The organism is Burkholderia cenocepacia (assembly GCF_014211915.1).
GTDB lineage: Bacteria > Pseudomonadota > Gammaproteobacteria > Burkholderiales > Burkholderiaceae > Burkholderia > Burkholderia orbicola.
Genome location: NZ_CP060039.1, coordinates 1239263 through 1254517 on the forward strand (window position 1 = coordinate 1239263; position 15255 = coordinate 1254517).

Annotated in this window: 10 protein-coding genes and 1 pseudogene; 2 read left to right on the forward strand and 9 right to left on the reverse strand. The window is 68.6% G+C overall.

From position 1 onward, the window contains the following. Position 1 precedes the first annotated feature (1 nt). The 3 genes from glcE to SY91_RS05830 all read right to left on the reverse strand — a co-directional run bounded on the left by glcE (position 2) and on the right by SY91_RS05830 (position 4217). Positions 2 to 1090: a glycolate oxidase subunit GlcE gene (gene glcE / locus SY91_RS05820; protein ID WP_023477000.1), complete on the reverse strand. Its 1089-nt coding sequence runs from the start codon at positions 1088 to 1090 to the stop codon at positions 2 to 4. Between the two features lie 185 nt (positions 1091 to 1275). Continuing rightward, entirely contained in the window at positions 1276 to 2769 is a 1494-nt protein-coding gene (locus SY91_RS05825) for an FAD-linked oxidase C-terminal domain-containing protein (RefSeq protein ID WP_023477001.1), read from the reverse strand. Between the two features lie 38 nt (positions 2770 to 2807). Next, positions 2808 to 4217, reverse strand: a complete 1410-nt coding sequence (locus SY91_RS05830; protein WP_011694156.1) for an FAD-binding oxidoreductase — start codon at positions 4215 to 4217, stop codon at positions 2808 to 2810. Positions 4218 to 4353: 136 nt separating this feature from the next. Between SY91_RS05830 and SY91_RS05835 the strand changes: the two genes are divergently transcribed. Continuing rightward, positions 4354 to 4905 carry a cob(I)yrinic acid a,c-diamide adenosyltransferase gene (locus tag SY91_RS05835; RefSeq protein WP_011544630.1) on the forward strand — a complete coding sequence of 184 codons (552 nt, stop codon included), beginning with the start codon at positions 4354 to 4356 and terminating at the stop codon, positions 4903 to 4905. Positions 4906 to 4999: 94 nt separating this feature from the next. After that, positions 5000 to 6207 (forward strand): annotated as a pseudogene (hmpA, locus tag SY91_RS05840) (NO-inducible flavohemoprotein). A 92-nt stretch (positions 6208 to 6299) separates the two neighbouring features. Here hmpA and SY91_RS05845 read toward each other — a convergent pair. From SY91_RS05845 to SY91_RS05870, 6 genes are all read right to left on the reverse strand, one after another. Continuing rightward, the gene (locus SY91_RS05845; protein ID WP_023477003.1) at positions 6300 to 6689 is read right to left on the reverse strand and encodes a type II toxin-antitoxin system VapC family toxin; all 390 of its coding nucleotides are present in this window, start codon (positions 6687 to 6689) and stop codon (positions 6300 to 6302) included. After that, the gene (locus SY91_RS05850) at positions 6686 to 6955 is read right to left on the reverse strand and encodes a type II toxin-antitoxin system Phd/YefM family antitoxin (protein ID WP_023477004.1); all 270 of its coding nucleotides are present in this window, start codon (positions 6953 to 6955) and stop codon (positions 6686 to 6688) included. The genes SY91_RS05845 and SY91_RS05850 overlap by 4 nt, the downstream gene beginning before the upstream one ends. A 123-nt stretch (positions 6956 to 7078) precedes the next feature. Continuing rightward, positions 7079 to 8152, reverse strand: coding sequence for a 3-deoxy-7-phosphoheptulonate synthase AroG (aroG, locus tag SY91_RS05855; RefSeq protein ID WP_006476851.1), 1074 nt, complete (start codon positions 8150 to 8152; stop codon positions 7079 to 7081). 398 nt (positions 8153 to 8550) lie between these two features. Further along, positions 8551 to 10017 carry a metalloprotease TldD gene (gene tldD, locus SY91_RS05860; protein ID WP_059791796.1) on the reverse strand — a complete coding sequence of 489 codons (1467 nt, stop codon included), beginning with the start codon at positions 10015 to 10017 and terminating at the stop codon, positions 8551 to 8553. Positions 10018 to 10101: 84 nt separating this feature from the next. Further along, the gene (locus tag SY91_RS05865; RefSeq protein ID WP_124476124.1) at positions 10102 to 10929 is read right to left on the reverse strand and encodes a carbon-nitrogen hydrolase family protein; all 828 of its coding nucleotides are present in this window, start codon (positions 10927 to 10929) and stop codon (positions 10102 to 10104) included. Positions 10930 to 10991: 62 nt separating this feature from the next. Beyond that, positions 10992 to 15191, reverse strand: a complete 4200-nt coding sequence (locus tag SY91_RS05870; protein ID WP_185921108.1) for a YhdP family protein — start codon at positions 15189 to 15191, stop codon at positions 10992 to 10994. Positions 15192 to 15255: the final 64 nt, after the last annotated feature.

Consider the following 15255-nt stretch of genomic DNA (forward strand, 5'->3'; position numbering starts at 1 on the left):
CTCAGAGCTCAGGGTAAAGCCGGCCGCGATTGAAGATGCGCGCGGGATCGAACGCGCTCTTCAGCCCGCGGTGGATTTTCATCATCGGCGCGGGCAGCGGCGTGAACACGCCCGCGCTGCGGTCGTAGGTGTCGCCCGCGCGGAACAGCGTCGCATGGCCGCCGGCCTGTTTCGCGCTCATGCGCACGGTTTGCGCGTCGGCGTCGGTGATCCACCAGCGCTGCGCGCCGCCCCATTCCATCAACTGGGTGCCGGGCAGGTGCATCGGTTCGGTGATCGACGGTAGCGACAGGCGCCACAGCGCATAGCCGGGCGGGATGCCGTTGAAGAACGGGTCGGTATGCTCGCGCAGGCCGGACCAGAAGCGTTCGGCCTCGACCGCGTCGACGACTTCGCCGCCGAGCAGCGTCTTCGCGGATTTCACGGCGGCTTCCGCGCCCGACAGGCGCAGCACGAGCGTGCCGTTGCGCCACGCGCTCGCGCTGACCGGCAGCGGATGGCCGCCCCATTCGTTGAGCTTGCGCACCGCGTCGGTCGCGGTCATCTCGAACTTCAGCGTGACCTCGGCGACGGGCATCGGCAGCACCTTGATCGACAGGTCGAGCATCAGCCCGAGCGTGCCGAGCGCGCCGGCCATCAGGCGCGACACGTCGTAGCCGGCGACGTTCTTCACGACCTGCCCGCCGAAGCGCAGCATTTCGCCGCGGCCGTTCATCAGCGTGGTGCCGAGCACGAAATCGCGCGGGGCGCCGCAGGTGGCGCGGCGCGGGCCCGCGAGGCCGGCCGCGACGCAGCCGCCGACGGTGGCCGTGCGGCCGAAGTGCGGCGGCTCGAACGGCAGCATCTGGCCGCACTCGGCGAGGACGGTTTCCAGTTGCGCGAGCGGCGTGCCCGCGCGGACCGTGACGACGAGTTCGGCCGGGTCGTACGACACGATGCCCTGAAACGCACGCGTGTCGAGTATTTCGCCCTCGAGCGCCTGGCCGTACCAGTCCTTGGTGCCGCCGCCGCGAATCCGCAGCGGCCGGCCGTCGGCACTGGCGGCGCGGATGCGCTCGGCCCATCCGGCGACGATGTCGTCCTCTTCCATGTCCTGTTGCTTTCTCGTCTCGTTGTTCGGTCGATTGTACCGGGGTGGCGCGATTCCACATCGCGACTATCCCTAAGCCCCGTATCGGATGCGGCCTGCCGGCGGCGGCGCCCGAACGCGCCGCGAGGGCGCGGCAGACCCCCGCACCACGGCCGCCGGTGCGGGGCGCGACCCGCGCGTGCCGCTCAGAAGCGCGGCAGGTCGGGGTGCGGCAACAGCCCGCCGCGCACGTGCTGGCGACCGTATTCGGCGCAGCGCGCGCGGGTCGGGATGCCCTTGTCCGGATTCAGCAGCCCGGCCGGATCGAATGCGCGCTTGACCGCGAAGAACGCGTCGCGCTCCTGCGGCGAGAACTGCACGCACATCGAATTGAGTTTTTCGATGCCGACACCGTGCTCGCCGGTCACGCTGCCGCCGAATTCCACGCAGCATTCGAGGATTTCCGCGCCGAACTGCTCGGCGCGGTGCAGCTCGTCCGGGTCGTTCGCGTTGTACAGGATCAGCGGATGCATGTTGCCGTCGCCCGCATGGAACACGTTGATGCAGCGCAGCCCGTAGCAGGTTTCGAGCTGCTCGATGCGCGCGAGTAGCGGGCCGATCGCGCGGCGCGGCACGGTGCCGTCCATGCAGTAGTAATCGGCGGAAATGCGCCCGGCGGCCGGAAACGCGTTCTTGCGGCCGGACCAGAAGCGCAGCCGCTCGTGTTCGTTGCGCGACACCTGGATGCGCGTCGCGCCGTGTTCGCGCAGCACGGCCGTCATCCGGACGATTTCCTCGGCGACTTCTTCCGGCGTGCCGTCCGATTCGCACAGCAGGATCGCCTTCGCGTCGAGGTCGTAGCCCGCGTGCGTGAACGCCTCGACCGCTTGCGTGGCGGGCTTGTCCATCATCTCGAGCCCGGCCGGGATGATGCCCGACGCGATGATCGCCGCCACCGCCTCGCCGCCCTTGACGACGTCGTCGAAGCTCGCCATCACGAGCTGCGCGGTCTGCGGCTTCGGAATCAGCCGTACCGTGACCTCGGTGACGATCGCGAACATCCCTTCGCTGCCGATCATCACGGCGAGCAGGTCGAGGCCCGGCATGTCGAGCGCGAGCGAGCCGAATTCGACGACCTCGCCGTCGATTGTCACCGCGCGCACGCGCATCACGTTGTGCACGGTCAGACCGTATTTCAGGCAGTGGACGCCGCCGGAATTTTCCGCGACGTTGCCGCCGATCGTGCAGGCGATCTGCGACGACGGATCGGGTGCGTAATACAGGCCGTACGGCGCGGCCGCCTCCGAGATCGCGAGGTTGCGCACGCCGGGCTGCACGGTCGCGGTGCGCGCGTACGGATCGACTTCGACGATGCGCGTGAAGCGCGCGAGCGACAGCACGACGCCGAGCGCGATCGGCAGCGCGCCGCCCGACAGGCTCGTGCCGGCACCGCGCGGCACGATCGGCACTTCCATGCGGCGGCAGATCTGCACGATCCGCTGCACCTGCGACTCCGTTTCGGGCAGCGCGACCGCGAGCGGGAGCCGGCGGTACGCGGACAGGCCGTCGCATTCGTACGGCGCGGTGTCCTCGTCGCGGTACAGCAGGCAGTGCGTCGGCAGCACGGCCATCAGCGCCTGCACGACTTCGCGCTGACGCTGCGCGCGTGCGGCGCTCGACAGTTCGACGGGAGCGTTCATGAGGTCTCCTGCGTGCGGCGCGAGCTCGCGCCGCCGGGTCAGCACGTGAAAATCTTGCCTGGATTCATCAGGTTGCGCGGATCGAGCGCGAGCTTGATCGCGCGCATCGTGTCGATCGCGTTGTCGCCGTGCTCCTTCGGCAGGAAGCGCATCTTGTGCAGCCCGATGCCGTGCTCGCCCGTGCAGGTGCCGCCCAGCCGCAGCGCGCGCTCGACGATCCGGTCGTTGATGTGCTCGGCTTCGGCGAGTTCCTCGGGCTTGTCGGGATCGATCAGGATCGCGACGTGGAAATTGCCGTCGCCGACGTGGCCGACGATCGGGCAGGGCAGCGACGACGCGCGCAGGTCGACCTCGGTTTCCTCGACGCACGCGGCGAGCTGCGAGATCGGCACGCACACGTCGGTCGTCACCGCGCGGCAGCCGGGCTTCAGCTGCAGCATCGCGAAGTACGCGTTGTGGCGCGCGGACCAGAGCCGCGTGCGATCCTCGGGGCGGGTCGCCCATTCGAAGCCCTGGCCGGCGTTCTGGCCGGCGAGCGCCTGCACGAGTTCGGCCTGTTCCTTCACGCCGGCCTCGGTGCCGTGGAATTCGAAGAACAGCGTCGGCGCTTCGGTCAGCGTCAGGTTCGAGTGGCGGTTGATCGAGCGCACCGCGAGCGCATCGACGAATTCGACGCGCGCGATCGGCACGCCGATCTGGATCGTCTCGATCACCGTGCGCACCGCGTCGCCCATCGTCGGGAACGTGCAGATCGCGGCCGACACGGCTTCGGGCAGCGGGTGCAGGCGCAGCGTGATTTCGGTGATCACGCCGAGCGTGCCTTCGGACCCGACGAACAGGCGCGTGAGGTCGTAACCGGCCGACGACTTGCGCGCGCGGGAACCGGTTTTGACCACGCGGCCGTCCGCGAGCACCGCGGTCAGGCCGAGCACGTTCTCGCGCATCGTGCCGTAGCGGACGGCGTTGGTGCCCGATGCACGGGTCGCGGTCATCCCGCCGATGCTGGCGTCGGCGCCCGGATCGATCGGGAAGAACAGGCCGGTATCGCGCAGCGCCTCGTTGAGCGCCTTGCGCGTGATGCCGGGCTCGACCGTCACGGTCAGGTCCTCGGCATTGATCGACAGCACGCGGTTCATTTCCGACAAATCGAGCGACACGCCGCCGCGCACCGCGAGCAGGTGGCCTTCGAGCGACGAGCCGGCGCCGTACGGGATCAGCGGCACGCTGTAGAGCGAGCACAGCGACACGACTTCGCGCACGTCGTCGGTGCTGCGCGCGAACACGACGGCGTCGGGCAGTTGCGGATCGAACGGGGATTCGTCGCGGCCGTGATGGGCGCGGACCGCGTCGGCGGTCGACACGCGCTCGCCGAAGGCGGCGCGCAGCGCATCGAGCATGGCGGGAGGCAGCGGGCGGCGCGTGGCGGCCGGCGGGGCAGGGTGATTCACGAATGTCTCCTGACTGCTTGTCGAACTGTCGGCCCATTCTACGCTGTAACGTCCGCTGCGCCTCCCGCCGCGGGCTGCGATAATCGCGTTCCAGCCAACCGGGCCGCATGGCGGCCGCGCACGAGAGGACATTCGCATGGGCAACCGCTTGAGCAAGATCGCGACGCGCACGGGCGACGACGGCACCACCGGCCTTGGCGACGGACGGCGCATCGGCAAGGACGACGCGCGGATCGCCGCGATCGGCGACGTCGACGAACTGAACTCGAATCTCGGCGTGCTGCTGGCCGAGACCTTGCCGGACGACGTGCGCACGGCGCTCGTCACGATTCAGCACGACCTGTTCGATCTCGGCGGCGAGCTGTGCATTCCTGGCCACGCAGTGCTCGACGACACGCATCTCGCCCGCCTCGACCGGTGGCTTGCCGACTACAACGCGACGCTGCCGCCGCTGAAGGAGTTCATCCTGCCGGCCGGCTCGCGCGCGGCGTCGCTCGCGCACGTCTGCCGAACCGTGTGCCGCCGCGCGGAGCGCTCGATCGTCGCGCTCGGGCGCGGCGATACGCTCAATGATGCACCGCGGCGGTACGTGAACCGGCTGTCCGACCTGCTGTTCGTGCTGGCGCGCGTGCTGAACCGCGCCGACGGCGGAACCGACGTGTTATGGGAGCGCGGGCGCGTCCGTTAGCCTGCCGTCACATTTTTGCGCACTGCGACAATTTGCCCGGCGAGCGCTCTCCTTTAAACATGTATTCTTTGTGCATGTTTAAAGGAGAACGAACATGACCCGCATCACCGCTGACCAGATGGCCCGTGTGAAGGCCACCGCCCCCGTCCTCGCCGAGCACGGCGCGACGATCACGAAGCATTTCTATCAGCGCATGTTCGCGCGTCATCCGGAACTGAAAAACCTGTTCAACCAGACGCACCAGAAGACCGGCAGCCAGCCCGAGACGCTCGCGAAGGCCGTTTATGCGTATGCGGCGAACATCGACAACCTCGGTGCGCTGGGCGGCGCGGTGTCGCGCATCTCGCACAAGCACGCCAGCCTGAACATCCGCCCGAGCATTACCCGATCGTCGGCGAGAACCTGCTCGCATCGATCGTCGAAGTGCTCGGCGACGCGGTCGATGCCGACACGCTCGAGGCATGGCGCGTCGCGTACGGCCAGCTCGCGCAGATCCTGATCGGCGCCGAGGCCGATCTGTACGCGAACGCCGCGTGGAGCGGCTTCCGCCCGTTCAGGGTCGCGCGCAAGGTGCGTGAAAGCGACGAGATCACGTCGTTCTACCTGACGCCGGCCGACGGCGGCGCGGCGCCGACGTTCGAGCCGGGCCAGTACATCACGGTGAAGCGTTTCGTCGGCGATCTCGGCGTCGACCAGCCGCGCCAGTACAGTCTCTCGGATGCGCCGCACGGCAAGTGGCTGCGCATCTCGGTGAAGCGTGAGGCCGGCAAGCCGGAAGCGATTCCGGCCGGCAAGGTGTCGACGCTGATGCATGACGGCGTCGAAGCGGGCGCGATCGTCGAAGTGACCGCGCCGATGGGCGACTTCTCGCTGAAGCGCGACGTGGATACGCCGGTCGTGCTGATCTCGGGCGGCGTCGGCATCACGCCGATGATGTCGATGGCGTCGACGCTGATCGCCGAAGGCAGCCAGCGCGACGTGCGGTTCATTCACGCCTGCCGTTCGGGTGCCGTGCACGCATTCCGCGACTGGCTGAACGACACCGTCGGCGAGCACGCGAACGTCAAGCGCACGGTGCTGTACGAGCTGGTGGGCCCGAACGATCGCGTCGGCATCGACCATGACCTCGAAGGGCGCCTCACGCCGGAGCGCGTGAAGCACTACGCGCTGGTACCGGATGCCGATTACTACATCTGCGGGCCGGTCGCGTTCATGAAGGCGCAGCGCGACGCGCTCGTCGCGCTCGGCGTCGCGCCGGAACGCGTGAACACCGAAATCTTCGGGTCGGGTGCGCTCGAGTGAGGTACCGGCGGCCGGTCTCGGCCAACGCAACAATGCAATGAAAAAGCCCGGCGCGAGCCGGGCTTTTTACATGTGGCACCGTGCGGGCGACTTCAGGCGCGCAACATCAGCGTTGCGTGGTAGCGCCACACCTTCGGATCGGCACTGACGAGCGGCATGCCTTCATGCAGTGCCTGCGCGACCATCATGCGGTCGAATGGATCGGCATGATCGGGGAAATCGGGCAGTGCGGCGACGCCTTCGACGTGATCGCTGCTGATCGGCAACTCCGCGAAACCGGCGAGCCGGAACGCTGAGCGGGCATCCCGCGGATGAACGGGGAGGTTGCCCTTGCGATACTTGATTGCGATTTCCCAGATGGATGCGGCACTGACGTACAGCGTGTTCTGGGGATCCTCGATCAACGCGACGGCAGTCGGCGAAAGTTGCGGCGCGCCTTCAGCCGCCCAGAGCGCGATGTGCGTATCAAGCAGCAGCTTCACGGCGTGAGCCCTTGGTCCGAGCTGGCATCGAAGTCCGCGGCGATCGATTCATCGCCGGCATTGAATGCCTCGACGCTTGCCGGGATGTTCAATCCGGCAAGCAACTGACGGGCCGCGCCGATCCGCTTTGGCGCGGCGTAAGGAACGATCCGCGCGACCGGATGACCATTGCGGGCGATCACGACTTCGGCTTCGCGCCCCGATTCAAGCGCTTCGACGAGGCTGGAAAGCCGCGACTTGGCATCGTGCATGTTGACGGTCGGCATGGTCGATCCTCTAGTTAGCTAGGTGATGTTAGCTAGTCTAGCAGAGCGACACGCCGGGCGCAGGCTGGCCGCGTGGCCAATTCGCCGCCAGGCGAGGCCATGCGATCAGCCTGTCGGCTTTCTTCAGTTCCCGCTGCCGCGCGCGACGCGCCGTGCCTTCACCGATTCCGCGAGGCCTTCGAGCACCTTCACGCTGTCGTCCCACGCGATGCACGCGTCGGTGATGCTCTGGCCGTAGGTCAGCGCGCAGCCTTCCTTCAGGTCCTGGCGGCCCTCGACGAGGTGCGACTCGATCATCACGCCGACGATGCGTTCGTCGCCGGCCGCGATCTGGCGGCCGATGTCGGCGCACACGGGGATCTGGTTCTCGTGCTTCTTCGAGCTGTTCGCGTGGCTCGCGTCGATCATCAGGCGTGCGGCGAGGCCGGCCTTGCCGATGTCCGCGCACGCGGCGTTCACGCTGTCCGCGTCGTAGTTCGGCGCCTTGCCGCCGCGCAGGATCACGTGGCAGTCCTCGTTGCCGGCCGTCGACACGATCGCCGAATGGCCGCCCTTCGTCACCGACAGGAAATGGTGCGGCTGCGACGCGGCCTTGATCGCGTCGACCGCGATCTTCACGTTGCCGTCGGTGCCGTTCTTGAAGCCGACCGGGCACGACAGCCCCGACGCGAGCTCGCGGTGCACCTGCGACTCGGTCGTGCGCGCGCCGATCGCGCCCCACGAGATCAGGTCGGCGATGTACTGCGGGCTGATCATGTCGAGGTATTCGGTCGCGGCCGGCAGCCCCATTTCGTTGATCTGCAGCAGCAGCTCGCGCGCGGTGCGCAGCCCTTCGTTGATCTTGAAGCTGTTGTCGAGGTGCGGATCGTTGATGAGTCCCTTCCAGCCGACCGTCGTGCGCGGCTTCTCGAAATAGACGCGCATCACGATTTCCAGTTCGCCCTTGAAGCGCTCGCGTTCCTTCACGAGCCGGCCCGCGTATTCGATCGCGGCCTTCGTATCGTGGATCGAGCACGGCCCGATCACCACGATCAGCCGGTCGTCCATCCCGTGCAGGATGCGGTGCATCGACTGGCGCGAGTGGTAGATCAGCTCGGACGCGGCTTCGGAGCACGCGAATTCGCGGATCAGGTGGGCGGGCGGCGTCAGTTCCTTGAGTTCGCGGATGCGGACGTCGTCGGTGTTGTGCGGGGGCATGCTGTTTCTCCTAATTTTCCGGGGCGCCGTTCGGTCAGTGCGCGTGCGGCAGATTCATCAATTCGGGCGATTCAGTGGTGTCGGTCGGGGCTGCTGAACGGCTGCGGCGGCGACCGACTGGCGAAGGGCGAAAAAAAACCGCCGGGTTCGCCGGCGGTTTTTTCGGGAATTTCGGTTGCGCTTTACGCGCCATCAACCCTCTCGATCCGCCAGCGGTCTGAGATACCAAAAAAAGTAAAAGTAAAACTTGGCGGACATGACGGAAATTCGGCTCGTCAAAAAAGTTGATTCGGAATTTATACCCGGTCCCCGCGCGGCTGGCAACCGGGGACGTTCAAAAATGCGGACAATCCGCGCGTTTTCGTCAAAATGCGCGGATTGTCTGCGCCGCGATGCGGTTATGCCGTACCGCCGACCGTCATCTTGTCGATCCGCAGGGTCGGCTGGCCGACGCCGACCGGCACGCTCTGGCCTTCCTTGCCGCATACGCCGACGCCCGTGTCGAGCGACATGTCGTTGCCGATCATGCTCACGTACTTCAGCGATTCCGGGCCGCTGCCGATCAGCGTCGCGCCCTTCACCGGGTAGGTGATCTTGCCGTTCTCGATCATGTACGCCTCGGACGCCGAGAACACGAACTTGCCGTTCGTGATGTCGACCTGGCCGCCGCCGAAGTTCACCGCGTACAGGCCGTTCTTCACCGACGCGATGATTTCCTGCGGGTCCTTGTCGCCGTTCAGCATGTACGTGTTCGTCATGCGCGGCATCGGCAGCGCCGCGTACGACTCGCGCCGCGCGTTGCCGGTGACCGGCATCTTCATCAGGCGCGCGTTCAGCGTGTCCTGGATGTAGCCCTTCAGGATGCCGTCCTCGATCAGCGTCGTGCACTGCGTCGGGTTGCCCTCGTCGTCGATGTTCAGCGAGCCGCGGCGGTTCGGCAGCGTACCGTCGTCGACCACCGTCACGCCCTTCGCGGCGACCTGCTCGCCAATCCGGCCGGCGAACGCGGACGAGCCCTTGCGGTTGAAGTCGCCTTCGAGGCCGTGGCCGATCGCCTCGTGCAGCAGCACGCCCGGCCAGCCCGGTCCGAGCACGACCGTCATCGCGCCGGCCGGCGCGGGGCGGGCGTCGAGGTTGACGAGCGCCGCGTGCACGGCGTCGTCGACGTAGCGCGACAGGACTTCGTCGGTGAAGTAGCCGTAGTCGAAGCGGCCGCCGCCGCCGCCCGAGCCGATCTCGCGACGGCCGTTCTGTTCGGCGATCACCGTCACCGACACGCGCACCAGCGGCCGGATGTCGGCCGCGAGCGCGCCGTCGCTGCGCGCGACCAGCACGACGTCGTATTCGCCGGCGAGGCCGGCCATCACCTGCGTGATGCGCGGGTCGCGCCCGCGCGCCATCTGCTCGATGCGTTCGAGCAGCTTGACCTTGGCCGTCGCGTCGAGCGACGCGAGCGGGTCGGACGGCAGGTACAGGTCGCGGCCCGAGATGCCCGTCAGCGACGTGGCGGCCTTGATCTTCTGGCGGCCGCCGCCGGCCGCCGCGATCGCCTTGGTGGCGGCGGCGGCTTGCGCGATGGCCTCGGGCGACAGGTCGTCCGAGTACGCGAACGCGGTGCGGTCGCCCGCGACCGCGCGCACGCCGACGCCCTGGTCGATGCTGAAGCTGCCCGATTTGACGATGCCTTCCTCGAGGCTCCACGCTTCGCTGCGGGTCGCCTGGAAATACAGGTCCGCGTAGTCGACGCGATGCGTGAAGATGTCGGCGATCGTGCGCGTGAGCAGGCTTTCGTCGAGGCCGTACGGCGTGAGCAGGATGTCCTTCGCCAGCGCGAGGTTGCGGATGCCGGGTTCGATGATGTTCATGCGGATATCGGGATTCTCAAAAAGTTGTCGGGTGCTGCCGGGCAGATGGGTGGGCCGCGCGGCGTTTCAAACGGTGCGGCGGATTCAGGTCAGCACGCGGTGCCGCCACGCGGGCAGGCTCTGGCGTACGTCGGCGATGCGTTGCGGATCGAGCGTGCCGAGCACGACGCTGGCGCCCTCGTCGCGCACCGCGACGATCTCGCCCCACGGGTCGATCAGCATGCTGTGGCCCCACGTGCGCCGGCCGTTCTCGTGCTTGCCGCCCTGCGCGGCCGCGAGCACGTAGCACTGGTTCTCGACGGCCCGCGCGCGCAGCAGCATTTCCCAGTGCGCGCGGCCCGTCGTATACGTAAACGCCGACGGCACGACCATCAGCGCGCAGTCGCCCATGCGGCGATACAGCTCCGGAAAGCGGAGATCGTAACAGACCGACAGGCCGACCTGCCCGAACGGCGCATCGAACGCGACGACCGTGTCGCCCGCGCGGATCGTGCGCGCCTCGTCGAACGATTCGTCGCCTTTCTCGAAGTTGAACAGGTGAATCTTGTCGTAGCGTGCGGCCTCGGTGCCGGACGGATCGAACACGAGCGTCGTGTTCAGCACGCGATCGGGTTCCGGCGCCTTCAGCGGCAGCGTGCCGCCGATCACCCAGATGCCGTGGCGGCGCGCGGCGTCGGCGAGGAACTGCTGGATCGGGCCATCCCGGTACGGTTCGGCGAGCGCGAGCTTGTCGGTGTCGCGGTGGCCCATGAAGCAGAAGTACTCGGGCAGCAGCACGAGTTGCGCGCCTTCACCGGCGGCTTCCGCGATCAGGCGGCGCGCTTCGGCGAGATTGCGGGTGACGTCCGGCGTGCTCACCATCTGCAGCGCGGCGACCTGGAAGGGCGTGGCGGAACGGGCGGGGTCGGTCATCGCGGAATCGGTTGCGTCATAAATGGGGTGCGGCCCGGCGCGCTGCGCGGGTCGATGCGCGCTCAATGGCTCGAGGCATCGGCCGGACCGTGATTCATCTTACCCTGATCGCTTCCCACCCGCTCGATGTGCGGGTGCGCCCACGAGCCGGTGATCGCGTAGTCGAGCGCGAACGCGCGCGACAGCGTCTGGGACAGCGCGTAGTTCGCGGCCAGCACGCCGACGCCGAGCAGCGGGTTGATGATGGCCGCCCCGATCGCGGCGGCGCCCGCGCTGATCTTCGGCGCGACGTGCGCATGCAGGTCCTGCGTTTCGGTGCCGAGATCGACCGCGCCGCGCACGGTGACGTTCGCGGGGCCCGTCATCATCGAGAAGTCGTCGGTGCGCGCGATCCCGTTCGAAATCCGGCCGGTACCGGTGATCTTGTCGAACGGCAGCCCCTTGCCGACCACGTCGCGGAAATTCAGCGTCAGGAAGCGCGCGAGGCTCTGCAGGCTCAGCACGCCGAGCAGTTTCGCCGCGCCGGGGTCGACCTTCAGGATCTTCCCGTGTTCGAGGTCGAGCGCGACCTGGCCGCCGAGCGACGGGAAGTCGACCGCGGTCGGGCCGCCGCGCCAGCCGACCTTGCCCGTGACCGAGCCGTGACCGTCCGCGAGCGTGCGCGGCAGGCCGACCCGGTCGAGCAGCGCGCCCGCGTTGTCGATGTCGAGCTTGAAGTCGAACACGGTGCGGCGCGGCGCGTCGTTTTCGTCGGCGCCGCGGGCCAGCGCGCGGCGCGAGGTGCGCCAGTTGCCGGTCGCCGTGAGTTTTGCGGCCGGGTTCGCCAGTTCCAGCTTGTCGAGTTGCCAAACGGGCGTGCCGTCTTCGTCGATGTTGCGCGCGTTGACGACGAGCCGGCCGATGTCGTGATCGCGCGCGACGACCTGGTCGACGATCAGGTCGATCGACGGCATCGGGCGGTCGGTCGGCGTCGGCAGGTTCATCGCGCGGCCGACGAGGTCGTGCTGCGAACTCTGCGGCACGACCAGCTTCGCGAGCCGCGCGTTCAGCACGCCCGCGCCGTTGTGACCGCCGCCCGGCGCCCACGACAGGTAGCCCGAGACCTGGTTCGACGCGATGTTCGCCTGCCAGAGGTCGTCGACGTGCGACGCGCCGACGATCACGTTCTCCCAGTTGCGCTTGAGCAGCTTCAGCGTGCCGAAATGGAACGCGAAGCGCTTCGGCGCGAAGCTCGCGAAATCGACGCGCGGCGCGGCCTGCGGTTCCGGTGCGCGCGGCGTGTCGGGCTGCAGCGTGTGGGCGAGGGCGAGCCACGCGTCGGCGTCCAGTTCGGCGACGTCGACGGCCGCGCTCACGCCGTCCTGCGGCATGTCGGGCATCCGGTGGATGCCCATCGCGCCGCGCACCGCGCGCAGCGGCTGGCCGCGCGTCGCGTCGAGCAGGTAGGTCGCGGTCACCGGGCCGAGCGTCAGGTCGGCATGTTCGAGGCGTTTGCCGTCCACCTGCGGCGCCGGCTGCAGCGTGAAGCGGAACGGCATCGGCGTGCCGGCCGGTTTCGCGAACGGCGCCGGGAAGTTCAGCGCGACGCCCGTCAGGTCGGATTGCGCGCTGACGTCGGGCAGGCGGCCCGGCGCGCCGCGCACCGCGACCTTGTACGGTGCGTCGCCGACCACGTGCTCGAGCAGCGCGGCGGCCGCGCCGTGCAGGTTCAGGCCGCGCGCGGCGTCGAGCGCGAGCCGGCCGTCGACGTCCACCGCGTACGGGCCGTGCGACCGGAAGGTGCCGTTCGCGCGCACCGGGCCGCCGAGGAAGCGCCCCGACAGCGCGTGCAGCGACGCGCCGGCCTCGGTGAAGCGCACGCTGCCGCGCAGGGCCGACAGCGGCGGCACGCCGCTCGTCGACAGCGTGTTGCCGCCGAACGCGAGCGCGCCTTCGACGTGCGTGTGCGGATGAGGGACGTGTTGCGGAATCGTGATCTTCAGCGCGAGCGACGCGGGGCCCTGCGCGTCGATCCGCTGGCCGATATGGTTGCTCATCGTGCCGAGCGAGCTGTTGTCCGCGTAGTCGATCAGGTCGGTGAGCGGGCCCTGCGCATGGCCGTCGATGATCAGCGGCGAGTGCGACGGATTGCCGAGGTCGTCGATGCGGCCCGCGACCTTCGTCAGCGCGACGCGCTTGTAGTGCGCGCGCTCGATGTCGAAACGCAGCTTGTTCTGCGCGAGTTCGAACACGCCGTCGATCCCGTCGAGCGCCGGCCAGACGCTCGGCGTGCCGTTCGCGAGCTTGCGCGGCGGGTACGGCGTCGGCTCGAAGCGGCCGCCGGTGAACGGCGCGACGATATGGAACACGCCGGCGTCCGGCTCGTGTTCGAACGGGAATTTCTCGAGCGGGCCGCGCGCGACGATCGACGCGCCCTTGCTCACGGTGCCGTCTTGCAATGCGTGGCCGAGATAGTCGCGCAGGTGCTCGGACATCCCGGTCGGCAGGTAGCGCGGAATGCGCGCGACCGACGCGCGGGCGAAATCGGCGCGCAGGTCGAGCGTGCCGCGGCCGTGGCCGGGGTTCGTGTACGAGCCCGACACCGCGATTTCGGCATCGGGATTCGACACGAGCAGGTCGGGCAGCGACACGTCGACGCGCGCATGCTTGTCGCCGGGCGCGGGCGTGATCGTCCATTTGGCATTGCCGCGCAACCGGTCGAACGTCAGGCGCGGCTCGTCGAATTCGCCGGGCACGGTGACCGCCGCTTTGACGGTGTCGATATGCGCGGAGCCGCCCGTCTCGTTTGCATCGACGCGGCCCCACAGGTTCTCGACGCCCGGCCAGCCGGCGCGCGGGTGACCGCGCGGCGAGAGCCCGGGCGGCGGCTCCTGCGCGGCGAAGCTGATGCCTTGCAGATCGCCGAGGAAGCGGTAGCGGACGATCGGCGCGGCGCCCATGCGCCGCTCCTCGTCGGCGAGATCGGCATGCGCGGGTTTCGCGCGCTCGACCTCGATGTGATAGTTCGACACCATCCCGCGCGGGTCGATCTTGATCAGCTCGTTGCGCAGGCGCGCCGGCAGCGGCAGCCCGCGGATGAATTCGCTGAGGATGCCGAGATCGACGCGGTCGCCGACCACGCTGAGCAGTTGCCCCTGGTTCGCGGTCGGCACGCGGTAGCGTGCCGTCAGCGTCGACAGCGCGAGCGAGCGAGCGAGCGGCGTGCCGTCCGGCAGCGGCGGCTGGCCGAGCTCCGCATTGAAGCGGGTCAGGTGCAGCGTGTAGTCGTGCCCCGCATCGAGCACCATGTCCCAGCCGAAGCCGACCGTCGGCACGTCGAGCCGCGGCTGCGTCGGGCGCACGCGCAGCGCGACGTCGGCGCCTTGCAGGTCGCCGCCCGCCGAGCGCAGGTGGCCGTCGCCGAAGGTCGCCCAGATCGCGTTGTCGATCCGGCCCGCATGGATCGTGAGCGGCACGTCGAGATAGCGCGTGAGCGTCTGCAGGTCGACGGGGCCGGTCGACAGGTAGGCGTCGCCGGTCCAGTTCGCCGGCTTGCCGATCGGCGCGAGCGGTTTGTGCTTGAAGCGCGCGCGGAAATCGAGCGGGCCGAGCAGCAGCGTGCCGTTCGCGGGCGCCTGCAGCGCGGCCTTGTGCACGCGGCCGTCGTTGAGCACCGCGATCCGGATGCCGGACAGCACGAGCTCCGGCGCGGCGTGCTGCGCATCGCGCCAGCGCAGCGTGCCGCCGCGCAGCACGATCGCCTCCTGTTTCAGCAGCCAGGTGCCGAACGTGTCGTTGCCGCCGTGGGTGGTGGCGACGCCGACGCCCGCGACGCTCAGCGAGCCGTCGGCCGCCCGCGCGACCACGAGATCGGGCTGGTCGACGATCAGGCTCGACAGCGCGGGCGACAGCCGCAGCAGCGACATCCACGACAGCGCGGCCGTCGCGTGCGGCACCGACAGCGCGACCTTGCCGTCACGGCCGCGAATCGTCAGGTTCGTGAGTTCGACGCCCGGCTGCATGCCGGACCAGTTCGGGGAAAGCTTGCCGATCGAAAGTTGGGCGTGGAGCTTGTCGGACACGGCGCGCTCGATGCGCGGGCGGAATTCGTCGATGCGGGGCAGCACCACGTAGCGCAGCCCGAGGAAGGCGCCGGACGCGATGAAGTAGGTGCCGATCCCGACTGCCAGCGTCACCCTGAACACGCGACGCAGGACCGGATGATCGTGCTTCGGAGGTCCCGCTTCGGGCGCAGCTACGGCGGATTCCTGACGGTCGGACATGCGGCGGACGGGCGGCGATATGGTAGTTTTGCAGATTGACGTTGAAATGTATCACAGGGGTTCG

Bases quoted from the DNA above. Each gene is read 5' to 3' on its own strand.
- glcE (WP_023477000.1), bottom strand. From the start codon at position 1,090: ATGGAAGAGGACGACATCGTCGCCGGATGGGCCGAGCGCATCCGCGCC.
- SY91_RS05825 (WP_023477001.1), bottom strand. From the start codon at position 2,769: ATGAACGCTCCCGTCGAACTGTCGAGCGCCGCACGCGCGCAGCGTCAG.
- SY91_RS05835 (WP_011544630.1), top strand. From the start codon at position 4,354: ATGGGCAACCGCTTGAGCAAGATCGCGACGCGCACGGGCGACGACGGC.
- SY91_RS05850 (WP_023477004.1), bottom strand. From the start codon at position 6,955: ATGCCGACCGTCAACATGCACGATGCCAAGTCGCGGCTTTCCAGCCTC.
- aroG (WP_006476851.1), bottom strand. From the start codon at position 8,152: ATGCCCCCGCACAACACCGACGACGTCCGCATCCGCGAACTCAAGGAA.
- tldD (WP_059791796.1), bottom strand. From the start codon at position 10,017: ATGAACATCATCGAACCCGGCATCCGCAACCTCGCGCTGGCGAAGGAC.
- SY91_RS05865 (WP_124476124.1), bottom strand. From the start codon at position 10,929: ATGACCGACCCCGCCCGTTCCGCCACGCCCTTCCAGGTCGCCGCGCTG.
- SY91_RS05870 (WP_185921108.1), bottom strand. From the start codon at position 15,191: ATGTCCGACCGTCAGGAATCCGCCGTAGCTGCGCCCGAAGCGGGACCT.